We start from the raw sequence: 23,783 nt of genomic DNA on the forward strand, positions 1-23,783 counted from the left end.
CGCCCGCGACCCGGAGACTCCTGTGTGGGGGAAGCACGAGACCATGTACACCGACGCCAGTTGTTACCACGCCGCCCTCGGGACGCTCCTCCTGGACGCCTTCCCGGGGACGGACCCGGCGCTGCTGCTGGGCAGCCAGACCGGGACCAGGGTGGTGCTCCGGGACGGCGGGCTGCTGTTCGGGGACGTGGTGCCCGGCCTGCTGGCCACCCTGCGCTCCCGCGGCTGCCTCCTGGAGCGCACGCGGGCCGCTGCCGGGGGCGGTGCGGCGGGGCTCGCGGAGCTGCTGGCGGGCGGGACGCCGGTGGTGGTGGAACTGGACACCTACTACCTGGACCACTTCTGGATGAACCGCGGCCAGGTGCACGCGCTGCACTCGGTCGTGCTGCGCGGCTTCGACGCGCGCGAGCGGACGGTGCGCGTCACCGACCCGGGCGACGTGGTCTTCCTCGACGAGCGCCTCCCGCTCGCCGCCCTCGAACCGGCCCTGGGCCGGGAGGACCTGGGCCAGAGCTGGCTGACGATGGCGCCGACCGGCACCTGGTGCCCGCCCGCGCCGGCCGACCTGGCGGCGGAGTGGGCCGTGCACGTCGACGCCCTCGGGGCCCGGGGCCGCCGGTGGCTGAGCGGCGCGGAGCTGGCCGGGGCGCTGGACGAGCGGATCGACGGCCTGTTCGCCGGGCCCCGCGGGGGCGGCTCCGACCCGGACGCGGTGCCCCGGCTGCAGCACGGCATCTGGAACTACCACCACACCCTGCGCTGGTTCGGGCGCTACCTGCGGGCCCTGGGCGCGACACACGCCGCCGCGGCCGCGGCCGCGGCGGTCGAACGGGCCGCCCAGGACCTCCTCGTGGTCCGCTCGCTGCTGCGCCACACCGGCCCGGAGGACCCGGCGCGCGCCGACCGCCACCGGACCGAGGCCCGCCGTCGGCTCGACCGGATCGCCCGGGGCCTCGACGACGCCGCGGCCCGCCTCGCCGCCCTGCCGGGGGTGGACCGTGCGTGAGGCGTCACCGGTCCGGTACGTGCTGGACCTCGGCGGGCACCGGAACAACGCGGGGTGCGCCGCCCCCGGCTTCGACGCGCGGCAGGGGTTCGACGGCTTCGGCCGGACCTACCCCGCCGAAGAACTGGCGGCCCTCGGGCCCCTGGTCGGCGGCTGGCCGGAGCTCCTGGGGCGCGGGGACCCGGACAACGCGGAGTGCGACGGCCAGGTCGTCGAACTCGACGAGCCCCTGCTGGTGCACGCGGTCGGACTGCTGGGCGCGAGCTGTGGCGGCGCCCTCCGCGACGAACTCGTCCTGGCCGGCCCGCACGCCCCGGACGGCGTCCTGCTGCCGTTCGGCTTCCCGGACTTCCTGGCCCGCCCCGGCACCGGCGACGAGGTGTGCGAGTTCACCGCCTCGGCCCTGCGGGAGAACGGGCGCACCGTCCCCGGCCCGCCGCCGCGCCTGTGGCGCTCGCACGCCGGCCCCGCCCGGCCCGTGGTCTGCTCGACGGTCCGGCTGCCGGTCAACCCCGGTCTGCACCTCTTCGGCCTCTGGGTCCTCGCGGAAGCCGCCGGCACGGGCGCAGGCCGGCCGTGAACGAGCCGAACTGCCTCTACGTCACCCAGGAGCTGGCGCCGTTCTTCGCGGAGGGCGGCCTGGGCCAGGCGTCCCGGGCCCTTCCGGACGCGCTCCGGCGGGACCACGGGATCGGCCACGACCTGATCCTCCCCCACTACCCCCGGCTGGTGGCCGCGCACGGCCTGCGCACCGAGCGGGCGGCGTCGCTCCGGCCGGTCGGGGTGGCCGGCGTCACCGTCCGGCCGGTGGTCGAGCGGCTGGTCGGCCACGGCGGCCCGAACGAGGTGCTCCTGGTCCGGGCCGACCACTGGTACGACCGGGACGGGATCTACCGGGACCGCGACTACGTGGAGTACGGGGACGCGGTGGCCCGGGCCGCCTTCTTCGGGGCCTGCGTCGCCGACTGGGTCCGGGTGTCCGGGCGCCGGTACGACGTGGTGCACGGCAACGACTGGCAGTCCGGGGCCGCCCTCGCCCACCTGCGGTCGCTGCGGGCCGGCGGGAGGCGGCCGACGCTCCTGATGAACGTCCACAACGGGGCCTACCGCGGGGAGGTCGCCGCCGGCTCGCTCGACCGGCTGGGCCTGCCCGCCGACGCCCTGGAGACGCTCCGGGCCAAGGCGCCCGACCGCCCGGGCCTCCTCCTGCTCGGCCTGCTCTCCGCCGACCTCGCCACCACCGGGAGCCCCGGCTACGCGCGGGAACTGCTCCGGGAGTCGCACGGCACCCCGCTCGGCGACGCGCTGGCCCGGACCGGGCTGACCGGCGTCGTGGCGGGCGTGGACGGCGGGGTGTGGGACCCGGCGGCGGCGGGGCGGGTCTCGGTCCCGTTCGGCCCCGCGTCGGCCGCGGCCGGGAAGCGGGCGAACAAGCAGCTGCTCCAGCGGCGCACCGGCCTGCGGGAGGACCCCGGGCTCCCGGTGTTCGGCCTCTGCGCCCGCCTGGTGGCGGAGAAGGGCATCGACCTCGCCCTGGCCGCGGTCGCCCCGCTGGTGCTGGCCGGCGGTGCCCAGCTCGTGGTGATCGGGCCGGGCGACGGCCGGTACGTCGAGGCCGTCGCCGAACTCGCCGCGCAGGCACCGGACCTGGTCCACCACTGCCCCCGGTTCGACCAGGACCTCGCCTGGCTGGCCTACGCGGGCGGCGACTTCACGCTGATGCCGTCCCGGGTCGAGCCCTGCGGGCTCAACCAGCTGATCGCCATGGCGTACGGGACCGTGCCGCTGGTCAGCTCGGTCGGCGGCCTGGGCGACACCGTCACGGACCTCGGGCGCCACCCCGGCACCGGGACGGGGTTCGTCTTCGCCGACCTGACCGCCGACGCCGTCCGGCTGACCGTCCGCCGGGCCGTCGACTGGCTCCTGGACCGTCCCGCCGAAGTGGCGGCCGCCCGGGCCCGGATGATGGCCCAGGACTGGTCCTGGGCCCGCACCGCCAAGGAAACCGCACCCCTGTACACACGAATGGGCGCCCCTCAGCCATGAACCGAACCACGGACCACCAGAGCGAGATATCCGCGTACCTGGAGAACCTGCGGAGGGCGATCGACGGGCTCTCCGTCCCCGACCTGCTGCGGGTGGCCGAGCTCGTCGAGCGCACCCACCTCGACGGCCGCGTGGTCTACACCTGCGGGAACGGCGGCAGCGCCGCCACCGCCTCCCACCTCGCGGTCGACCTCGCCAAGGGCGCGCGGGCCTCCGGCGCGCCGCCGCTCCGCACGGTGTCCCTGGTCGACCACGTGGCGGCGCTCACCGCCTGGGCGAACGACGTCGGCTACGACGCGGTCTTCAGCGGGCAGTTGGAGGGGCTGGCGGAGCCGGGCGACCTCCTCCTCGCCATCAGCACGAGCGGGAACTCCCCGAACGTCCTGGCGGCCCTGCGCTGCGCGCGCGGGCTCGGCCTGCGCACCGCGGGCCTGCTCGGGGCGGGCGGCGGACGGGCCGCCGAGCTCTGCGACGCGTGGGTGGCGGCCCCGGCGGCGCGGATCGAGGAGCAGGAGGACATCCACATGACGGTCGCGCACCTGCTGACCCGCTGCCTGCGCAACACCGTCCGCGCCCGGGCCGTCGCACCCCTGGGCGCGCCCGCGGAGCGGCACCGGTGAACGGGAGGCCGGCCGTCCTCCTCGACCGGGACGGGACGCTGACGGAGCCGCGCCACTATCCGAGCTCGCCCGCGGAGCTGGTGCTCCAGCCGGGGATCGGCGCCCCGCTGCGCGGCCTCCGCCAACTCGGCGTCGCCCTCGTGGTGGTCACCAACCAGTCCGGCCTCGCCCGGGGGCTCTTCACCCCGCAGGACCTCGACGCCATGCACCGGCACCTGCGCTCCCGGCTCCGCGCCCTCGGGGTCTGGCTGGACGGGATCTACCACTGCCCCCACCACCCGGACGGGACGGTGCCGGAGCTCGCCGTCCGCTGCCGGTGCCGCAAACCCGGGCCCGGCCTGCTGCTCCGGGCCGCCGAGGACCTCCACCTCGACCTCGCGCGGTCGTGGATGGTCGGCGACTTCGCCAGCGACGTCGGCGCGGGCCGGCGGGCCGGCTGCCGGACCGCCCTGGTGGGCCCCGCCGCGGCCGACCCCGACCCGGACTCCCCCGCCCCGGACCTGCGCGCCCCGACCACCGCGCGGGCCCTGGAGCTGATCGCCGGGGCGTTCGGGGGCACGCCGTGATCCGTCCCGCACCGGTGTCGGCCGTGCTCGCCGACGGGCGCACCATCCACTTCTACGACGACGAGCAGCGACACCGCCCCGTCCCGCCGGACCGCCGCGTGCTGCCGCCCGCCGGGCCGCCGTCCGAACTGCGCTGGGACGCGACGACGGAGGAGTGGGTCATCATGGCTCCCCACCGCGCCGCCCGGGCGGGCGGGGAGGGGCCCGGCTGCGCGCTGTGCCCGACCACCGGGGGCGCCGCGACGGAGGTGCCCGCGGCCTCCTACGACGTGGCGGTGTTCGAGAACCGCTACCCCGCGCTGCGCGGGCCGGGCGGCCCCGCGCCGGGTGCGGTCCCCGGCCCGCACGCCGGCGCCCCGGCCGGCGGCAGGTGCGAGGTGGTGTCGTTCTCCTGCGCGCACGACACCTCGCTGGCCCGGCTGCCGCTGCGCCGGATGACCACCGTCGTCGAGGCGTGGGCGGACCGCACCCGCCGGCTCAACGGCCTCCCGGGGGTCGAGCAGGTCGTCTGCTTCGAGAACCGCGGTGCCGAGCTCGGCGCGACGCAGGCCCACCCGCACGGCCAGATCTACGCCTACCCGTTCGTCCCGGCCCGCTTCGGACGGATGTGGGAAGCGGCGGCGCGGGCCCGCCGGCAGGGCCGGCCCTGCCCCTTCTGCGAGGTCCTGGCCGCCGAGGAACGGGCCGGCGAGCGCGTCGTGCTGCGCACGCCGCACTGGACGGCCTTCGTCCCCTACGCCGCCCGCTGGCCCTACGAGGTGCACGTCTACGCCCGCCGGCACACCGCGGACCTCGGCGGGCTCGGCCCGGAGGAGCGCGCGGACCTGGCCCGCACGTACCGCGAGGTGCTCCGGCGCTTCGAGCACGTCGAGGAGGCGCCCCTGCCGTACCTGGCGCTGTGGTGCCAGGCGCCGGCCCGGGAGGGCCGGGAGGCGGCCCACCTGCACGCCCGGATCTTCTCCGACCGCTCCCGCGCGACGGGGGTGAAGCGGCTGGGCGCCGGCGAGCTGGGCGCGGGGGCGTTCGTGAGCGAGGCCCGGCCGGAGGAGGCCGCCGAGCGGCTGCGCGCGGCCGCGCCGGCCGAGGAGAGCTGAGGGAGACCATGGAACCCGCGACCGCGTTCGAGGCCCCGTCGGGCCGGGGCCCGCTGCGCACCGTCCTCGCCGCGCTGCGCGAGGAGCGCGCGCGGCTGGCGCTCGCCGCCGTCGCCTTCGTCGGCAAGCACAGCCCGGCGTGGCTCACCCCGCTGATCACCGGCGACCTGATCGACGCCATCGTCCAGCACCGCCCGGTCTCCCGGCTGGTGGCCGACTCCGCCGCACTGCTGGCGGTCCTGGTGCTCAACGTGCCGCTGCACCTGCTGTACGTGCACTGGATGTACGGCGCGGTGCGGCGCACGGGCACCCGGCTGCGCGCGGCCCTGTGCGCCCAGCTGCAACGGCTCTCCATCGGCTACCACGCGGGACTCAGCGCGGGCGTCCTGCAGAGCAGGGTGATCGGCGACGTGGACAGCATCGAGCAGGCCCTGCGGCAGAGCGGGGACACGGGGCTCGCCGCGGCGGCGACGCTCGGCGGCGCCCTGGTCGTCATCGCCCTGCGGGCGCCCGCCTTCCTGCCGGTCTTCGTGGTCGTCGCGCCGGTGTCCGCGTTGCTGGTGATGCGGCTCAGGGGCCGGATGACGGAGCAGAACGGGCGCTCCCGGCAGGAGGCCGAGAAGCTGTCCACCCGGATCGTCGAGATGACCTCGCTGGTGCCGATCACCCGGGCGCACGGGCTGGAGCGGGCCGCGCTCGCCCGGGTCGCCGAGGCCCTGCAGCGCGCCCTGGCCACCAGGACCCGCCTGGACCTGGTGAACGGCCGCTTCTCCGCCCTGTCCTGGATGCTCTTCAACGCCGTCAGCGCGGTGTGCCTGCTCGGCTCGGCCTTCGCCGCGTACTACGGCGCGCTGGACGTGACGCCGGGCACCGTGGTCATGCTCGGCACCTACTTCTCCTACCTGACGGGCGCGGTCGCCAACCTGCTCGGCCTGACGCCGGTGGTCACCCGGGGCCTGGAGTCGGTCCGGTCCGTGAGCGAGGTCCTGCGGGCTCCCGACCTGGAGGACAACGAGGGGAAGCCCGAGGTGGCCGCCGTCCGCGGCCGGCTGGATTTCGAAGGGGTCGGGTACACCTACCGGGACGCGGACCGGCCCGCCGTCGAGGGGATCTCCTTCTCCGCGGAGCCCGGCGGCGTCGTCGCCGTGGTCGGCCCGTCGGGAGCCGGGAAGTCGACCCTGCTCTCCCTCCTCATGGGGTTCCTGCGGCCCACCGAGGGCCGGATCCTGCTCGACGGCGCGGACATGGAGACCCTCGACCTGCGGAGCTTCCGGCGCTTCCTGTCGGTCGTCCCGCAGGAGTCGGTCCTCTTCGAGGGGACCGTCCGGGAGAACGTCGCCTACGGGAGGCCGGGGGCCGCCGAGGAGGCCGTGCGCGCCGCGCTGCGGGACGCCGACGCCCTCGACTTCGTCGAGCGCCTGCCCGACGGCCTCGACACCGTGGTGGGCGACCGGGGGACCCGGCTGTCCGGCGGGCAGCGGCAGCGCCTGTGCATCGCCCGGGCCCTCCTGCGCGACCCGAGGGTGCTGGTCCTGGACGAGGCCACCTCGTCCCTCGACTCGCGCTCCGAGGCCCGGGTCCAGCAGGCGCTGGCCCGGTTGGCGTCCGACCGCACGCTCCTGATCGTGGCGCACCGGCTCTCCACCGTCCGCCGCGCGGACACCATCCTGGTGCTCGACGGGGGACGGATCGCCGAGGTCGGCACCCACGACGACCTGCTCGCCCGGGGAGGCCGCTACGCGGACCTGCAGGCGGCCCAGCTGGTCTGACCCGGCCGGCCCGCACCGTCAGGCGGCCGGGCCGCCGAGGAGCGGGTCGGCGGCGGGCACCGGCTGCTCGCGCCCCGTCCGCTCGGGGATCAGGAGGTCGCCGATGCCGCAGGCCAGCGCCGCGCAGATGGCGTCGAGGTCCGCCAACTTGAGGCTGATCGGCTGCCCGGACCAGAGCCCGGACATCTTCCCGGTCGAGATCACCAGCCCGTGCTGGGCGAGTCGGCGGTGCATCTCGACCGCCGTCCAGATGCCGCGGTCCGCGGCGGCCCTGCGCAGGTCCCACCTCACCGATCGGCCCTCCCTTCCCGCGGTGTCCGCGGCTCCGGCCCGCCGTCGGCCGAGCCGCGGGGCCGGACGGCCGCAGGGTCCGGAACGGGTTCAACCACGTGTGCTGGCCTCCTCTGGAATCGGTCGACGGCATTCGCCCCCGGGCAGGCCGAGCCGATTTCCGACCCGCGCCGAACCGCCCGGAAAGGCAGCCGGAAACAGCCCGGCGGCTCGGCCGGACCCGGCACCGGCGGGCAGAAATTCACTCCACTCCCCGGAGATTCCGACGATTCCCGGCGCCTTTCACCGCACACGGCGGCGAATCGAGCGCCGGAATTCCGGCGGCCCGGCCGCGTTCCGCCGAAGCGATGGCGACGCTAGGCGGACCGGTTGCCGCGCGTCAAGCGACCGGCCCTGCGGTCGGGCGAATGGCAAAAGGCCCATGGGTCAGCATACGAATAAAGCGATCCAAAGCGGACATTTACCGATTCGTCCGACACCATTGAAAGTCCTTGCAGGGCCTTCCGCAAGATGATTAACTGCATGTTGCCGAGAGGATTCGGTGCCACCGGGAAGCGAAGCGCAGTGCCGTCGGCACTGCCCCACCTCCCTTCTCCGGCCGGCCTCGCACCAAGCCTGGAGAGGTTCATCCGCCCATGCTCCCGCCCCCCTCCGGACGGAACAGCGCTCCCGCGCGCCGACAGGCCGGCGAGGGCCCGAGCGACCTGTGGGTGAGCAGTGCACCGCTGCGCATCTCGCTCGCCGGCGGCGGAACGGACGTGCCCAGCTACGCCGACCGGTTCGGCGGGGCGGTGCTGGGCGCCGCGATCAGCCTGCGCGTGACGGTCGTGGGCCGGCCGCGGGCGGCCGCCGCCGGCATCCGGGCCTGCCTCGACTCGCACGGCACCGGGTTCTCCCACGACCACGCGGCCAACCCGTTCGTCGCGGAAGCCCTGCGCCGCCACTGGGACGGCGGCCCGCTGGACCTGGTGTCGTTCGGCGACACCCCGACGGGCAGCGGGCTCGGCAGCTCGGCGGCGTTCTCGCTGGCCCTGGTCGCCGGGCTCCACCCCGGGCGGCTGCCGCCCGCGGAACTGGCGCGCGCCGGCAGCGACTTGGAGACCCGGGGGCTGGGCCGGCCCGTCGGCGGCCAGGACCACTACCTGTCGGCCCTCGGAGGTTTCCACCTGCTGCGGTTCCACCCGGGCGGCCGGGTGGAGGCCGAGGAGGTCCCCGTGTCCGCCGGCTTCGCCCGGCGGCTGGGCGCGGACCTGCTGCTGTTCTTCACCGGGACGACCCGGGACGCGGGCACCGTGCTGGCGGCCCAGGACCACCGGACCAGGAGCGGCGACGCGGCCACCGAGGGCGGACTGCACGGGATCAAGGAACTCGTCCCGCTCGCCGTCCGGGCCCTGCGCGCCGAGGACTCCCCGGCCGTCGGCGAAGTGCTGTTCCGGCACTGGGAGTTGAAGCGCGCCCTGAGCCCGCGGATCAGCTCCGCCCCGATCGACCGCGCGTACGCCGACGCCCTCGCCGCCGGGGCGACCGGCGGGAAGCTGATGGGCGCCGGCGGGGGAGGCTTCTTGCTGCTGCACGCGGGCCCGGGCGCCCGGACGGCCGTGCGCGCCGCCATGCGGGCGCACGGCTTCCGGGAGTACGACTTCGCCTTCTCCCCCCGCGGGGTGGAGGTCGCCTCCGTCCCGTCCCCGGCCCCGTCCGGCTGACCGCGGAAATCCACCGCGGCCGCACCCGCGGTGAAACCGGAACTGCGGCAGGACCCGGCAGATCCTTTACCAAACAAGGATGACGGTAAAGCGAATCGTATGCCACCATCAATCCGTGATGTTCTACGTCTTGGGGCCGTTGAGAATTTCGTCCGGCGGACCACTGATCGGCCCGCGGGGCGCCAGGGACCGGACATTCCTCGCGGAATTGCTCGCCCACTCCGGTTCGGTGGTATCCGCACAGCACATCGTCGAAACGGTCTGGCCCGACCGGCTTCCCGCCAATCGCGCCAATGCCCTGCACGTCCGGATATCCCGGCTGCGGTCACTGTTTCGGGACATCACGGGATCCGATGACGCGCCGCAGGTGATATCGACCCACCCGGAGGGTTATCGGATCGAACCGTCCTGGACGGACGCGGCCCGCTTCGAAGCGCTGGTGGCGGAGGCCGAACGGGACCGGCGGACGGGCGCCCCGGCGGCGGCCGCCGACAAGCTGGCGGAGGCGCTCGGCCTGTGGCAGGGCGACCCCTACCTCGACGTCACCACCGGCGACTGCGTCACCGCCGAGGCCAGACGGCTGACGGACCTGCGCCTGAACGCGCTGGAACTGCAGGCCGAGGTGCTGCTCTCCCTCGGTGCGCACTCCGAGGTGGTGAACCGGCTGAGCGCGGTCGCCGGCCAGTACCCGCTCCGGGAGCGGCTGCACGGCCACCTGATCACCGCCCTGCACCGGGCCGGCCGGTCGGCGGAGGCCCTGGTCGCCTACGCCGGGTTGCGGACGGTGCTCAACGAGGAGCTCGGCACCGAGCCGAACCGGCACCTGCGCCAACTGCACCAGGTGGTGCTGACCCAGCAGGACGCGCACCAGTCCACCGAACCCCCCGCGCCGCCGCGGCCGCCCGCGCCCGTCGTGGACGCGCTGTTCCAACTGCCGCCCGACATCGGCGACTTCGTCGGCCGGCAGGACACCGTCGCCGACCTGGTCGCGGCCCTGGCCGGCCGCCACGACCAGGCCCTCCCGATCGCCACCGTCACCGGACGGGGCGGGTCGGGCAAGACCGCGCTGGCCGTCCGCGCCGCCCACCGCCTGCGCGGGACGTTCCCGGACGGCCAGCTGTACCTGGACCTGCACGCCGACCGGGAGCACCCCGCCGACCCGGCGGAGGTGCTCGCCCGCGTCCTCGTGGACCTGGGCATGAGCAGGACCGCCGTCCCCGACGGGGTGGAGCGGCGGAGCGCCGCCTACCGCAGCGTCCTGGCGAACCGCCGCGTCCTGGTCCTGCTGGACAACGCCCGCGACGAGGCGCAGGTGCAGCCGCTCCTGCCGGGCACCGCCGGGTGCGCCGTGCTGGTGACCAGCCGGGCTCGGCTCACCGGCCTCGCGGCGACCTGCCGCACGGAGCTCCGGCCGCTCGACCCGGTCGGCTCCCGCGAGCTGCTCGCCCGCATCGCCGGGCCGGAGCGCATCGCCACCAGCCCGTGGTCCGCGGACGAGATCGCCTCGCGGTGCGACCACCTCCCCCTCGCGCTGCGGATCGCCGGGGCCAGGCTCTCGGCCCGGCCGTACTGGAGCGTCTCCGACCTCGCGGCCCGGCTCGCCGACGAGCGGTGCTGCCTCGACGAGCTGCGCCACGGGACCTCGACCGTCCGGGCGAGCCTCGACGCCGACTACCGCGCCCTGGCCCCGCACGACCGCCACCTGCTGCACCGGCTCGGCACGCTCGGCCCGGCGCGGTTCACCGCCGCCGCGACGGCCGGGCTGCTGGAGGTCCGCCCCGGCGAGCTGCTGCCCGCGCTCGAGCGCCTGGCCGACGTGTCCCTGCTGGACGTGGAGAGCCGGCACGGCGCGGACGGCGTCTCGTTCGGCTTCACGAACCTGACCCGGGTCTACGCCCGGGAGCGGGCGCGGGCCGAGCATCCGGGCCCGGAAGGGACCGGATGTCCTTGACGACCCGGCCGCCCTGGACGACCACCTTGACCGACCGCGGATCGGCGAGCGCGTGGACGTCCCGCAGGACGTCCGCGTCGGTCACCACCAGGTCGGCCAGCTTGCCGGTCTCCAGGGTTCCGAGCCTGTCCCCGTAGCCGAGCAGTTCGGCCGCGGTCCGGGTGCCGGCCCGGACGGCCTGCGCGGGCGTCATCCCGAGGTCCACCAGGTGGCCCAGCTCCGCCAGGTTCGCCCCGTGCGGGCAGGCGCCCGCGTCGGTGCCCATCGCCACCCTGACGCCGGAGGTGACGGCGGCCGCGAGGTTGCGCCGGGCCGCCTCCAGCCACCGCGTCTTCTTCTCGTAGCGGTACCGGGGGGTGGTGACCGGGTCCGGGGCCCGCAGCGCCACGCTCAGGGTCGGCACCAGGTAGGTGCCCCGGTCGGTCATCAGCCGCAGGGCCTCGTCGTCCACGCCGTAGCCGTGTTCCACGCTCGTCGCCCCGCCCCGGACCGCCGCGAGGATCCCCGCCAGGCCCTGCGCGTGTGCGGCGACCGGCCGGCCGCCCCGGAGCGCGACCTCCTCGACGACCAGGCGCACCTGCCGCTCGGGCACCCCCACGTCCTCCGGGCGGGAGGTCGGGCTCGTCATGCCGCCGCTGGTGCAGAGCTTGATCACGTCCGCGCCGCTGCGGAGCAACCTCCGCACCACGAGCCGCAGTTCGTCGTCGCTGTCCGCGACGGTGTCGAGGTCCCTGGGGCCGGTCGGGATCGGCCGGCCGTTGGCCAGGCTACGGTCGGCGTGGCCGCCGGTGGGGCTGATCAGGCCGATGGCGAGGTGCAGCCGCGGGCCGAGGACGAGCCCCGCGGCCATCGCGTCCCGGAAGCCGGGGTCGGTGCCCCCCAGGTCGCGGGCCGTCGTGATGCCGGCCTCGAGCGTCCGCCGCAGGTTGTTGGCGGTCACCATGTGGAAGTGCGAGGGGAACATGCCCAGGGCGGCGAGCGGCGGGGTCCGGTCGGCGGCGAAGTGGACGTGGCAGTCGATGAAGCCGGGCAGCACGGTGTGACCGCGGAGGTCGTACTGCGGCAGTTCGGCGTCCTCGGCGGGCGGGTCGGGGCGCAGCGGCCCCACGTAGCCGAGTTCGTCGCCGTGGACCACGACCTCGCCGTCGGCGACCGGGGCGCTGTCGGTGCCGGTGACGATCCGGGCGTGGACCAGGCGCAGCCCCCCGTCCGGAACCGGCAGGCGCGGGACGTTCACCGGGCCTCCCCGGGCACCCGCGCGGTCAGCAGGTGGCTGCGGCGCCGGGCCGGCGCCGGCTCGTCCGGCCACCGGCCGTAGCGCCGGCCGACCTGGTCGGGGCCCAGGACGGCCTCGACCGCCCACCCGCACTCCTCGACCACCCGGGCCGGCTCGTCGGTGCCGAAGCGCCAGACGAAGCCGGCCCGGTGGGGCGCGTTCCCGGCCTTGTCGGCACAGATGAGGTCCGCGGCCAGCCGGCTCCCGCAGGCCGAGAGCGCGGCCGCGGTTCCGAGCACGTCCCTGGCGAGGGCCTCCGGGAGGTAGAAGAGCAGCCCCTCGCCGATCCACGCGGTCGGCTCGGCGGGGTCGTGCCCCGCCGCCCGCAGCGCCGCCGGCCAGTCGTCGGCGAGGTCCGCCGCCACCGGCCGCCGGTCGCAGCGCGCCCGGGCGCCGCCGGTCTCCAGCACCGCCGCCTTGTGCGCCAGCAGGTCGGCCCGGTCCAGTTCGAACAGCACGGTGCCGTCCGGCCAGTCGAGCCGGAACGCGCGCGCGTCGAACCCCGCGCCGAGGACGACCACCTGCCGGAGCCCGGCCGCCCGGAGGAAATCGTCGTACCAGCGGGTGCGCACCGGCAGGTAGGGGTTGTCGTCGGTCGCCCGGTGGGTCACCCCGAAGGTGTCGAGCATCCGGCCGCCGAGCTCCCCGGCGAAGGCGGCGGCGTACGGGTCGTCGAAGAGCCGGTCGGGCCGCAGGCTCTCCCGGGCCCGGGCGGCGGCCGTCCAGCAGGCGGTCCGGGCGACGGCGCCCAGGGCCGGGCCGGCGTCGGCGTTCGTGCTGCTCATGGCTCTGCTCCCGTCTCCGCGGCGGTCGGCGCCGCGCTCAGGCGAACGGCTGGGGATGGGGGTTGAGGTCGTCCTCGGCGCGGACGGGGTGGCCGAGCAGCTCCGGGAGCCGGTACAGGCGCGGGTGGCCCCGGTACTGCGCGTGCGGGTTGAAGGCCAGGGGCTGCAGGCCGGGTATCACCGCGCCCGCCACGTGCAGGCCGATCGAGCGCAGCTCGGGCGTGGTGAGGTCGACCGCGTAGACCTCGTGCCCGGCCCGTTCGCAGCGCTCGACGAGGTGGCGCAACCGGGCGGCGTCGTCCTCCAGCAGCGCGGACGGCGGTGCGGTGACCGGCCGGGGCGGCCGCGGGCCGTGCCCGCCGAGCAGGAAGTCCAGGGCGTGCGCCATCTCCGGGGCACCGATCTCGACCGCGCCCTTGATGATCGCCCCGCGGTCCTCCGGCTTCTTCTGCGCCCCGTTGTGCACCGCGGTGCGGATGGACATGCCCTCGCCGATCGCGTGCTCCACGGCCCGCGGCAGGTCGACGTGCGTGGCCGCGCTGACGATCCGCCGGGCCACCGGGTCGTGCGGCGCCTCCTGGACGCAGTAGACCGTCGGCACCCCGATCTCGGACGTGGCGTCGAAGACGTGCACCCGGACGAACTTCCGGTCGCACCACTCCACCAGGCGCGCGCCCTCGGGCGTGAGCACGCCCGGGTCGACCCTGGGCAGCCGCAGTCGCTGGTGCCAGGTCACCGCGATCATGTCGCGCTCGATGACCTCGCAGATCCCGGAGGCCAGGGCCGACTCCCAGCTGCCGCCGGCCGCGACCCCGGTGCTGATCTGGGCCCAGAAGCGCTCGCCGGGCATCGGCGGCAGCCCGAGGCGGGTCATCACCGCCGGCAGGTGGACCTTCTCCCCCGTGGCGACCCGGACGCCCTCGGCCCAGCGGATCGGCTGGTGCCTGTCCGGGAGCGTGAGCCTGCACCGGGGGTCGGCGAGTTCCCTCGCCGAGCAGCGGGGGACGGTGTCGAGGTCGATCGCGGTCGGCAGCGAGGCGGCGTCGCTCACCGGGAACTCGCGCTGCACGGTGTAGTTGGCCAGGCGTTCCAGCGTCTCGACGGCGCTGATCCGCCAGGCGGTCTCGGCGTCGCCCGAACGGCCCGACCCGTGCGACTCCTTGACCGTCCGCGGGTAGGGCCGGGAGACGGTGAACGGGGCCGAGGCGCTGACGAAGGAGTGCCACCACGGCGGCAGGTAGGAGGCGGGCAGCCGGCGCGGCAGGACGGGGACGGCGGCGAAGGGGCCGGCCAGTTCGTGGACCTTGCTCAGTGCAGTCATGTCGGTGGTCTCTCTTCGGCGGCCCGCGGGCTAGTCGGTGTGGCCCAGGGCGAGGGCGAGGAACGGCCGGGAGTCCAGGTGCCCGAGCCCGGCGGCGGCGTGGAGCAGGACCGGGTTGACCCCGCGGAGCAGGCTGCCGGACAGCCCGGCCGAGACCGCCGTCAGCCACGCCGTGTGCAGGCTGTACCCGGTGCCGACGAGCAGGTTGAAGTACCCGTCCGCGCCGTCCCGCCCGAGGCTGCCGGCCAGGTCGGAGACCGGCACCACGAGCGCCGGGCAGTTCACGAACTGCGGCTGCAGCGAGAGGTACCTGGCCTCCTCCGGCGGCAGGTCCGCCAGCCGGTGGAACCCGTCGCCGGTGTAGTGGTGGACGGCGGGGGCGAGGCCGGCCACCCGCTGCGCGAACACCAGCCAGCGGTGCGGCGGCGCGTCGCCCGCGAGGGCGGCGGCGGCCTGGACGGCGCTCCGGCAGACCGTCTCCAGCGCCTCGGCGGCGACCGGACGCGGGCCGAAGAACCTGGTCGCCCGGCGCTGCGCGGTCAGTTCGTCGAACCGTGCCGCCGACAGCCCCGCCAGCGCCCCGGCCGGCTGCGGGCTGACGGTCGGCCCGGCCCCCGGGACGAGTTCGCGCCGGGCCGCGCGGGCCATCAGGCCGGCCGCCGTGGCGCCCAGCACGGCCACCTTGGGCTGGATCGCGGTGCTCACGCTTCCCCCTGGAGGATCACGACGCCGGTGACCGGTTCGGTCTCCGGGTTCAGGTCGAGCAGGCCGGTGAACCCGGCCGACTCCCACCGGGCCAGCAGCCGGGGCCGCAGCCCCATCGCCCCCGCGGCCGCGAAGGTCTGGGAGAGCGCGACGCCCGCGTCGAGGAAGCCGAGCCGGAACCCGAAGTCGCCGTACTTCGCGGACAGCTTCCCGACGTCGGCCACCCACACCAGCAGCCGGTCCCAGCCCTCGTCGTCCAGCACCGGCGCGAGGGTGTGCGCCACCTCGGCGGCGGTGACCCGGCCGGTGGCGACCAGGGCGTCCCGGGTCGGGTCGTACCACGCGGCGTGGCTGCCCAGCCCGGGCAGTTCCGTCCGGGAGACCACGAACGCCTGCTGCGAGCCCAGGTTGCCCCCGGAGGGGATCACCCGGAAGGGCACCCCGCTCTCGCTCCGCTCCCGCACCCCGACCGTCCTGCGCAGCAGCGCGAAGACCTCGGACACCTCCGGTGCGCCGGCCGGGAGGTCCGCTGCGCGGAGCACCGGGCCGGTCGGCAGCGTGCGGCCGGCGCGCTGCAGTTCGGTGGTGTCCGGCTTGCGCTTGAAGGAGGCGGGGATGCCGAACTGCGGCGGCGGCAACTCGATCTCCTGCTCGAACTCCCAGACCTGCTGGGCCTCCGCCGCGCCGGCGAGGGCGGCCGAGCCGCACCGCGCGCAGTCCGCGGACCGGTACAGCCGCGGCTCGTCGACCTCGGCGGCGGGCCGCCGGTTCTCGTCCCAGCCGACCCGGAGCAGGCGGTTCACCGTGCCGACGGCCGCGACCCCGGACAGGGCGTGGACCGCCTCGGCGACCACCAGGCCGGTCAGCAGCGCGGCCGGGCCGGCGGGGAGGTCCGCACCGGGCGCGGCCAGCGGCAGCGGCAGCGCCGACCAGGCGCAGGCCGCGCACGCGTACGCGCCGTGCACCATCGGCCCGGCGAACCCGCCGTCGCGGCCGGCGGCGGCGCCGAGCCAGGGCACCTGCCGCTCGAAGCACCGCTCCAGGACGTCCGGCGTCCGCTCCCCGGCGCCCTCGAAGACCTGCACCACGAGGGCCGTCGGCAGCGCGACCCCGTCGCTGTCCGGGAGCGCGTCGAGCAGTTCGGCGGAGAAGCCGTGCACGGCCGGGACGGCCCGGGCGAGCTCCGAGCGCACCGCGGCGGCCAGCGGGCCGTCCCCGGCCACCAGGACCCGGGCGGCCGCCAGCCTCGCCGCGGCCTCCGCCGCGGACCGGGCCCGGTCGGCGTACCCGGCGCTGCGGGCGAAGAACGCGGACAGCTCGCCCGGCGCCCCGTCCGCGGGGGCGGTCGGGTCGACCGTCTCCACCAGCCCGTGGTTGCGCAGCAGCGCGACGCCGTCCCGGACGTCCTCGACCGGGATGTCGAGGGCCAGGGCCAGCTCCGGCAGCGACCGGGTGCCGTCCAGCAGGTCGCACAGCCCGGGGAGGACGTCCACGGCGCCCGGCCCGGTGAACGGCACCCGGGTCGTCCCGCCCTCCACGACGTACGCGGAACCGACCGTCACGCGGACCAGCCCCGGGGTGAGGGCGTAGCGGGTCTCCTTGGCCTGGGTGGCGGAGGTCGTCACGCCGCACCGTCCCTTCCTGCGACGTCCCCGGTGCGCCCCGCCCAGCGCGGGCAGGAGGGCAGCGGGACGAAGGTGTGGCTGATGATGTCCCCGGTGAGCACGTGGTACGTGTACAGGCTCCGGACCGCGGTCGTCGGCTCGCCGGCGAGCGCCCGCGCCAGGCCGGCGGCGATCACGGCGTGGTGGCCGAGGTGTCCCGGCGGGCCGGCCGAGGGGTCCTCGTCGTAGAGGTCCCAGAGGGCCTCGACGTACTCCGGCCGGGGGTCCGTGGACAGGACGCGGGTCTCCAGGCACTCGTGGCAGCCGGGCAGTCCGGGACCGAGGACCGGCCCCACGTGGATCACCGGATGGGTGTAGGTCACGGGCAGCCACCAGGGGACGCCGGGGGTCCCGTCCAGCTCGCGGGCGACCGCCCGGCTGGGCCGCCAGGAGGCCAGGACGACGGGGCGGGCGCCGGCCGCTGCGACGCCGGTGACCGTCTCGAACGCCGGGGCGGCGGCACCGAGCCGTTCGGCGACCGCCTCGCCGAACGGCCCCACCGGGAGCACGACGGGAGGACGAGCATTTTTCGTGTTCATGCGCAGCGCTTCGCTCCTGGCCTGGTCGGTTCGATCGAGCCGGGTTCGGGGCCGGGGGCCCCGGCCCCGAACCCGGCTCACACCGGCGCGGTGCCGGTGTCCTCGCTCACCTGCGGGTGACTACTCGCAGTCCTCGCTGGCGCAGGACTCCCAGCTGCCGCACCCGCAGTCGCAGGAGCCCTTGGCCGCCAGCTCCGCCGGCGCAGGGAACTGCTCCACCGTGAGCTGCATCCGGCGACGCCCCTCGACGGACGGAACGTCCTCGGAGCTGATGGCAGTGCCAACCGTGATCGACATGACTTCCCCTTCCTCTGGACCAAGCGGTTGCTCGGAACGGTGCGCGGCAGCCCGCCGCGCACCGCGCCCCAGTGTCACCAAAGGTGCTTTCGGTCCCCTTGCAACTCCCTGTCACCTCTGGCCCCGACGGTTGCGGGCGGCCGACGGCCGGCGGCCAGCGGTCGGCGGTCAGCGGCCGGCGGCCGGCGGTCGGCGGTCGGCGGCCGGCGGTCGCTCGTACGGGTCGGGCACGGGAGGCCCGGTGCGGTCACGGGCGGGCACGCAGCGGCCGGGTTCCCGTCCGGGCACGCCGACGGCCCCGGACGGGTCGTCCGGGGCCGGTGATCGATCCCTCCGGGAAGCCGGTGCCTCGGCTCGTCCGGGTCGGTGGCGGTATCCGGGGGTGCGCGGGTTCCCCCCGCCCGCGGCGTCTGCCACGGGCCGACCGCGCTCCCCCGGATCCGCGGCACCGGCGGCGCTCCCCCCGGGCGCCGTGCGGTGCGTGCGCCGGGCCCCGGGACGGCGAGCGGCTGCCGTCGGTGCGGGGTTCGGCGGGCGCGGCCGCCGGGTGTCCGGGCGGCCGCGGGTCCGGTCGGCCCCCTGCCGGTCGTGGCGGGGGCCGGGGTGGGTCAGGACCAGGCGATGTCCCGCCGGGGGCGGCGGGCGGTGGCGGTGCGCTGGGTGCGGGGCATGCTCTTCTCCGTGCCGTGGCGTGGGGCCGGAAGCGGTCGGGTTCCGGCGGGCGGTCCTTGGTGCGACAGGACAAGCCTGGATCGAGCCGATAATCGGCCGATAACATCTGTCTAACGTGCACCGACGGGGAGTCGGACGGGGCGCACGCGGACAGGGAGCACCACGGTGCGCTTCGGCTTGCTCGGAACTCTGACGGTCCACGACGGAACGGCCGAGCGCCCGATCCGCGGACCCAAGGCCCGCACCCTGCTCGCCGTCCTGCTGCTGAACGCCGACCGGCCCGTCTCGCTCGACCGCCTGGTCGACGCGCTCTGGGGCGAACACGCCCCCGCCACCGCCGAAGCCTCGCTGCGCAACCTGGTCGCCCGGCTGCGCAAGTCGCTCGCCGACGAGGACGGGACCCGGCTGCGCGCCACCCCCGCCGGCTACCGGCTCGTCGTGGCGGACGAGGAACTCGACACCCGGCGGTTCGAGGCGGCGGTCCGGCGCGCCCACGCCGCGCACGAGGCCGGCGACCTGCCCGCCGTCCTGGCCGAGACCGCCACCGCGCTCGGCCTGTGGCGCGGCGAACCGCTCGCCGACCTGCCGGAGGCGGCCGGGAACGGCGCGGCGTGCGAGCAGTGGCGGGAGAGCCGGCTGCAGGCCCTGGAATGGCGCTTCGACGCCGAACTGCGCCTGGGCCGCCCGCACGCCCTGATCCCCGAACTCACCCGGCTGGTCGGCGAACACCCGCTCCGCGAAGCCTTCCACGCCCAGCTGATCCGGGCCCTCCAGGCGACCGGCGACCGCGCCCGGGCCCTCGCCGTGCACCAGCGCCTGCGCACCGCCCTGGTCGAGGAACTGGGCGTCGAACCCGGACCCGCCGTGCGGGAGGCGCACCGGCGGCTGCTGGCCGAACAGCCGGAGCCGGAACCGGAGTTGCTGTCCGAGCCGGTGCCGGAGTTGCTGTCCGAGCCGGTGCCGGTGTCCGAGCCGGAGCTGGCGTCGGCGTCGGCGTCGGTGGCCGCGGAACGTCCTCGACCCGCCCAACTCCCTTCCCCCGCCGCCCACTTCGTCGGACGGCAGGAGCAGCTGGAGGCACTGCGCCGCGCCCTGCTCGCCGACTCCGACCGGACGGCGGTCGCCGTGGTCAGCGGCATGGCGGGCGTCGGCAAGTCCGCGCTGGCGGTGCGGTGCGCCGACGGGCTGCGGGCCGAGTTCCCCGACGGGCAGCTGTTCCTGAACCTGCGCGGCGCCACCCCCGGCCTGGCCCCGCTCACCGCGCACGCCGCGCTCACCGCCCTGCTGCTCGGCCTCGGCACCGCACCCGGCGCGATCCCCGAGGACGCCGGCGGCGCCGCCGCCCTGTTGCGCACCGCCCTGGCCGGCACCCGCACCCTGCTCGTCCTCGACGACGCCGCCGACCCCGCCCAGGTCCGCCCGCTGCTGCCCGCCACCCCCGGCTGCGCCGTCCTGGTCACCGGCCGCACCCCCATGCACACCCTGGACCACGCTCTGCACCTGCGGCTCGACGCCCTCTCCGAACGCGACAGCATCGCCCTGGTCGAACGCACCGCGGGCCGCTCCACCGCCGACCGGTCCGTGGTCGCCATCGAACAGGCCGACCTGGCCCGCCTGGTCCGGCTCTGCGGCCGGCTGCCGCTCGCCCTGCGGATCGCCGGCGCCCGCCTCGCCGCCCGCCGCACCCTCCCCGTCCGCGGCCTGGTCGGCCGGCTGGAGGAACCCGCCGACCGCCTCGACGAACTCGAACTCGACGACCTGAGCATCCGCCAGTCCCTCGCCCTGACCCACGACTCGCTGCGCGCCTCCACCCGCCGCCCGGACCTGCGCGCCGCCGACGCCCTCGCCGCGATCGGCGCGATCGACCTGCCCGACTACTCCGCCCCGCTGCTCTCCGCCGTCCTGCGGATCACCCCCGCCCAGGCCGGCGCCGCCCTCGACCGCCTCGTCGAGGTCGCCCTCCTCGACGAACCCCGTCCCGACCGGTACGCCCCGCACGACCTGGTCCGCGACTACGCGCGCGAGCTGGTTCCCGACCCCGAGGCCCACATCCGGGCCGCACTGGAGTGGTACTTCTCGCTCGCCTCCCGAACGGCCCATGCCCTCGACCCCGACATCCACCGGAATAGCCAACTGCCCCCGGTGGAAGCCGCCGACCAGTTGGACGAGGACGAGGCGCTGGCCTTGAGCGACGCCGAGTTCGACAACCTGCTGGCCTTGGTCGAGCAGCTCGCCGACACCTCCTGGGCCACCGCCGACGACGTTTCACCGCTGGTCCGCGCGCTGATGCCCTACCTGCGGATCTGCGAACGCACGGAGTCCTTCCGGATGAACGAACTCGTCCACCACCTGGCGCTGCGCGACGGCAACCGCACCGCCCAGGTGTTCGCCCTCAACGGCATGGCCCACGCGCACTACCTCGCCGGCCGCAACCTGCTCGCCCTCGAACTCCTCGACCAGTGCCTCCCACTGGTCGACGGTCCCCAGCGCGGGCGGATGCAGGGCAACCGGGGCATGCTACTGACCAGCCTCGGGCGCACCGAGGAGGCGACTCGCTGCCTAGAGGAGTCCCTGGCCCGGAGCATCCAGGACGAGGACCTCCGCAGCGAGGCCATCGCGCTCAGCGCCCTCGGCAACCTGGTCGAGGCCGAGGACCCGCACCTCGCCCTCGCCCACCACCGGCGCAGTGCCGAGATCGGACAGCGCTGCGACTTCGGCTTCGCGGTCAACACCGGCCTCGCCAACATCGGCTTCGCCCACCTCCGACTGGACGACCCCGCCGAAGCGCTGCGCCACTTCGTCCTGGCCACCGAGACCCACGCGTCCGTCACCGCCCAGGACCCGAACCCCGAAGGATGGCGTGGCCGGGCCGAAGCGCTGCGCCGTCTGGGACGGCTGGAGGAAGCCCTCGCCATCATCCGAGACCTGCTCGCACGGACCGCGTCCCAGCAGAACAACGTCTCCACCGGAATGATCGAGCACACCCACGGCCTGATCCTGCGCGACCTCGGCCGCCCGGCCGAGGCCCGCGCCGTCTGGGAGGCGACGCTGTCCCGGTTCCGCACCGCCGATCACAAGGTGGTCGCCGAACTGCGCGAACTGCTCGCGGCGGGCTGACGGGCGGTCAGCGCAGCCAGGAGCGTTCGGCGGCGCGGGCGCCGGCCTGGAAGCGGCTGCGGGCCTCCAGCAGGTCCATCAGTTCGGAGATCAGGCGGCGGACGGTGCGTTCGGAGACGCCGAGCTTGCGGGCCGCGACCACGTCGGTCTCGCCCTGGTGGAGGATCCGGAGCAGGGCGTAGTGCTGGCCCGACAGGCCGTGCGGGTCGCGGCTCCTGGCGTCGCCGAGCGGGGTGGCGCCGGACCAGACCAGGTCGAACAGGGCGCACATGGCGGCGACCGCGCCGGTGCCGTACAGCACGGTCGCGGTGTCGCTGCGCTCCGGGTCGAGCGGGACCACGGCGGCCTCGCGGTCGACGATGGTCATCCGCATCGGCAGCGAGGGCACGGTACGGACCTGGCCGCCGCGTTCGCCCAGCCAGCGGGCGTAGTCGGTGGTGGGCTGATGGTTGCGCACCGAGTCCAGGAAGATGGTGCGCAGTTCGACGCCGCGGTGCAGCAGTTCCTCGTCGAGCGGGCGGCTGGTGCGGCGGGCGGACTCGCTCTGGCCGCCGCCGGGGATGAAGGCCAGCACCTGGGAGCGGGTGCGGGCGCCGAGTTCGGCCAGCCGGTCGCGGATCGCGTCCACCCCGACCAGGTCCTCGGTGTGGGTGAAGCGGCGGCCGGAGGCCGACTCGGTGCGGATGATCTCGTAGGCGGCCTGGGCCTGTTCGACCTGCTGCCGGTGGGCGAGGAGTTCCGCCTCCCGGTGGGCGAGCAGGGCCTTGAGGCCGAGTTCGGGGATCACCGGGCGCAGGGTGAGCGGGTCGTCCCAGGAGGAGCGGAGCAGGGAGAGCCCGGTGAGTTCCCGGTAGGCGGCGTGGACCTCGTCCGCGGACAGGCCGAGTTCGGCGGACAGGGCGCCCTCGGCGGGTTCGGGGGTGCGCAGCAGGGCCTGGTAGACCAGGCTCGCCGCCTCGCTCAGGCCGAACGCCTGCAGCACGGCCTGCACGTCAGGACGCGTCCGGTGCGCGGCGGACCCGGTCGACATCGCTCACCGTGTTCATCGGAGCCCCCATTGCCCGATAGACGTGACCATTCGCGGTGTAGGTCTAGACCACTGGGGCGGGTGGTGTCAAAGGTTTCGGCGAAGCCGGCGGAGAATCTCCACTCCACGAACCGCTCACTGCACGAGGTAGCGGTCCAGCCGGCCGATCGGGCCCGCCGGCTTCCAGGTCATGTAGGGGATCTCGTCGTTCTGCCGCGCCTCCTCCGGCCGCAGCGGCCGGACCGGGTGGTGCAGGTGCACCATGAAGTCGTCGTAGGCGTACAGCGCGGTCGCCGACTGCAGCCGCAGCACCAGGTCCACGTCCTCGCCGCCCCAGTTCTCGTACCGCTCGTCCATGCCGCCGATCCGGTCGAACACCTCGCGGGTCAGCCAGACGCAGCCGCCCACCGGGCGGCGCATCCAGAAGCCGCGCAGCGCCGCCGGGTCGAGCGCCGGCTCGCCGCCCGGGCCGCGGGTGTGCACCGCCCGGACGCTGGAGCCCTCGTCCAGGTAGAGCATGTCGCGGTAGGGCAGGAACGCCCCCACGCCCGGTTCGCGGAACCGGGCCAGGCTGCGGGCGACGAACCCGCGGTCGGGCAGCAGGTCGGCGTCGAAGACGCAGACCGTCTCGGCCCGCACCGCCGAGTTGGCCACTCCGGCGTTCACCACCCACGCCTTGTTGAAGGCGCCGGGGTGCGGCGCGAACAGGTACTCGTCGGCCAGCGGCGCGATCAGCTCCCGGCGGCGCGGCTCGCGGTCCGCCTCGACCACCGTCACCGTGTACCCGCCCGGCACCTCGTCCTGGTCGCGCAGCGCGGCCAGGCAGGCCAGCAGGTTGCGCAGCCGCTCCCCGCCCCCGCCGCCGTCCCGGAACGGCACCACCAGCTGGGCAGCCGGACCCGGCACGCCCGTCCGCTCCGGCACCGGGGCGGCGGTGGGGACGGGCGGGGCCGGCGGGGCGTCCGGGCCGACGGCCGCGCCCAGGTGGTGGCCGATCCGGCCGCGCTGCGTGGTCTGCCAGGCCAGGTCGGTCAGCGGCCGCATCCGCTCCGGGAACTTCTCGATCATCGGGATCAGCGCGGCGACCAGGGCCCGATGGTGCTCGGGCCGCTCCGGCGCGGCCAGCAGCCGCCGGGCGGCCGGGGCGAACGGCGCGGCGTCCTCGTCGCCCGCGAGCCGGGCCAGCCGCTCGGTCAGCGGCTGCGTGCGGTACCAGTGGTACGGGTTGGTGGCCCGCGCGTGCGGGTCCGCGTGGATCACCAGCGAATCCGCGACGAGGCGGGCCGCGGCCGACGGGTCGGTGACGCGTAGCCAGGACATGGTGGTCTCCCAAT

The 23,783-nt window shown here is 75.8% G+C and carries 20 protein-coding genes; 10 read left to right on the top strand and 10 right to left on the bottom strand.

Annotation, left to right across the window (positions count from 1 at the left end; genetic code table 11):
- The first annotated feature begins 43 nt into the window (after nt 1-43).
- The 7 genes from IH44_RS0103735 to IH44_RS0103765 are packed head-to-tail and all read left to right on the top strand — an operon-like array spanning nt 44 to nt 7,101.
- Nucleotides 44-1,006, top strand: coding sequence for a hypothetical protein (locus IH44_RS0103735; protein WP_157852075.1), 963 nt, complete (start codon nt 44-46; stop codon nt 1,004-1,006).
- Nucleotides 999-1,586 (top strand): hypothetical protein, encoded by a 588-nt coding sequence (locus IH44_RS0103740; RefSeq protein WP_051816514.1) that lies wholly within the window; start codon nt 999-1,001, stop codon nt 1,584-1,586. Before IH44_RS0103735 ends, IH44_RS0103740 begins: the two co-directional genes overlap by 8 nt.
- Entirely contained in the window at nt 1,583-3,052 is a 1,470-nt protein-coding gene (locus tag IH44_RS0103745) for a glycogen synthase (protein WP_030457928.1), read from the top strand. Before IH44_RS0103740 ends, IH44_RS0103745 begins: the two co-directional genes overlap by 4 nt.
- Nucleotides 3,049-3,672 (top strand): SIS domain-containing protein, encoded by a 624-nt coding sequence (locus IH44_RS0103750; RefSeq protein WP_051816515.1) that lies wholly within the window; start codon nt 3,049-3,051, stop codon nt 3,670-3,672. Before IH44_RS0103745 ends, IH44_RS0103750 begins: the two co-directional genes overlap by 4 nt.
- Nucleotides 3,669-4,238, top strand: coding sequence for an HAD-IIIA family hydrolase (locus tag IH44_RS0103755; protein WP_051816516.1), 570 nt, complete (start codon nt 3,669-3,671; stop codon nt 4,236-4,238). The genes IH44_RS0103750 and IH44_RS0103755 overlap by 4 nt, the downstream gene beginning before the upstream one ends.
- Entirely contained in the window at nt 4,235-5,332 is a 1,098-nt protein-coding gene (gene galT, locus IH44_RS0103760; protein WP_232794802.1) for a galactose-1-phosphate uridylyltransferase, read from the top strand. The genes IH44_RS0103755 and galT overlap by 4 nt, the downstream gene beginning before the upstream one ends.
- Before the next feature lie 8 nt (nt 5,333-5,340).
- Nucleotides 5,341-7,101 carry an ABC transporter ATP-binding protein gene (locus IH44_RS0103765; protein ID WP_051816517.1) on the top strand — a complete coding sequence of 587 codons (1,761 nt, stop codon included), beginning with the start codon at nt 5,341-5,343 and terminating at the stop codon, nt 7,099-7,101.
- 18 nt (nt 7,102-7,119) lie between these two features.
- On the opposite strand, the gene IH44_RS0103770 is transcribed toward IH44_RS0103765, so the two are convergent.
- Nucleotides 7,120-7,392: a helix-turn-helix transcriptional regulator gene (locus IH44_RS0103770; protein WP_051816518.1), complete on the bottom strand. Its 273-nt coding sequence runs from the start codon at nt 7,390-7,392 to the stop codon at nt 7,120-7,122.
- A gap of 710 nt (nt 7,393-8,102) precedes the next feature.
- Here IH44_RS0103770 and IH44_RS0103775 point away from each other — a divergent pair.
- Together IH44_RS0103775 and IH44_RS0103780 are read left to right on the top strand one after the other, a co-directional pair.
- Nucleotides 8,103-9,095: a hypothetical protein gene (locus IH44_RS0103775; protein ID WP_198544940.1), complete on the top strand. Its 993-nt coding sequence runs from the start codon at nt 8,103-8,105 to the stop codon at nt 9,093-9,095.
- Nucleotides 9,096-9,213: 118 nt separating this feature from the next.
- Entirely contained in the window at nt 9,214-11,046 is a 1,833-nt protein-coding gene (locus IH44_RS0103780; RefSeq protein ID WP_255358035.1) for a BTAD domain-containing putative transcriptional regulator, read from the top strand.
- Here the strand turns inward: IH44_RS0103780 and IH44_RS0103785 are convergent.
- From IH44_RS0103785 to IH44_RS46180, 7 genes are all read right to left on the bottom strand, one after another.
- Entirely contained in the window at nt 10,967-12,283 is a 1,317-nt protein-coding gene (locus IH44_RS0103785) for an amidohydrolase family protein (protein WP_232794803.1), read from the bottom strand. The two genes, IH44_RS0103780 and IH44_RS0103785, sit on opposite strands and share 80 nt — an antisense overlap.
- Entirely contained in the window at nt 12,280-13,107 is an 828-nt protein-coding gene (locus IH44_RS0103790) for an SAM-dependent methyltransferase (RefSeq protein ID WP_051816520.1), read from the bottom strand. Before IH44_RS0103790 ends, IH44_RS0103785 begins: the two co-directional genes overlap by 4 nt.
- A 37-nt stretch (nt 13,108-13,144) precedes the next feature.
- Nucleotides 13,145-14,428 carry a YcaO-like family protein gene (locus tag IH44_RS0103795; protein WP_051816521.1) on the bottom strand — a complete coding sequence of 428 codons (1,284 nt, stop codon included), beginning with the start codon at nt 14,426-14,428 and terminating at the stop codon, nt 13,145-13,147.
- 30 nt (nt 14,429-14,458) lie between these two features.
- Nucleotides 14,459-15,133: a nitroreductase family protein gene (locus IH44_RS0103800; protein ID WP_030457939.1), complete on the bottom strand. Its 675-nt coding sequence runs from the start codon at nt 15,131-15,133 to the stop codon at nt 14,459-14,461.
- On the bottom strand, nt 15,130-16,758 hold the full coding sequence (locus tag IH44_RS0103805; RefSeq protein WP_030457940.1) for a hypothetical protein: 1,629 nt from the start codon (nt 16,756-16,758) through the stop codon (nt 15,130-15,132). The genes IH44_RS0103800 and IH44_RS0103805 overlap by 4 nt, the downstream gene beginning before the upstream one ends.
- Nucleotides 16,755-17,336, bottom strand: a complete 582-nt coding sequence (locus IH44_RS0103810; protein ID WP_157852078.1) for a TOMM precursor leader peptide-binding protein — start codon at nt 17,334-17,336, stop codon at nt 16,755-16,757. Before IH44_RS0103810 ends, IH44_RS0103805 begins: the two co-directional genes overlap by 4 nt.
- Nucleotides 17,337-17,456: 120 nt before the next feature.
- On the bottom strand, nt 17,457-17,633 hold the full coding sequence (locus IH44_RS46180) for a hypothetical protein (protein WP_157852080.1): 177 nt from the start codon (nt 17,631-17,633) through the stop codon (nt 17,457-17,459).
- A gap of 849 nt (nt 17,634-18,482) precedes the next feature.
- Between IH44_RS46180 and IH44_RS0103820 the strand changes: the two genes are divergently transcribed.
- A complete protein-coding gene (locus IH44_RS0103820) occupies nt 18,483-21,422 on the top strand; it encodes a BTAD domain-containing putative transcriptional regulator (RefSeq protein WP_232794804.1) in 2,940 nt (979 codons plus the stop codon).
- A gap of 7 nt (nt 21,423-21,429) precedes the next feature.
- Here IH44_RS0103820 and IH44_RS0103825 read toward each other — a convergent pair whose 3' ends face one another.
- Nucleotides 21,430-22,452 carry a helix-turn-helix transcriptional regulator gene (locus tag IH44_RS0103825; RefSeq protein ID WP_157852082.1) on the bottom strand — a complete coding sequence of 341 codons (1,023 nt, stop codon included), beginning with the start codon at nt 22,450-22,452 and terminating at the stop codon, nt 21,430-21,432.
- A gap of 132 nt (nt 22,453-22,584) precedes the next feature.
- Complete coding sequence (locus IH44_RS0103830) at nt 22,585-23,769, bottom strand: galactosyltransferase-related protein (RefSeq protein ID WP_030457944.1); 1,185 nt, start codon at nt 23,767-23,769, stop codon at nt 22,585-22,587.
- Nucleotides 23,770-23,783: the final 14 nt, after the last annotated feature.

This window comes from Kitasatospora sp. NRRL B-11411 (genome assembly GCF_000721345.1).
Classification (GTDB): Bacteria; Actinomycetota; Actinomycetes; order Streptomycetales; family Streptomycetaceae; genus Kitasatospora; species Kitasatospora cineracea.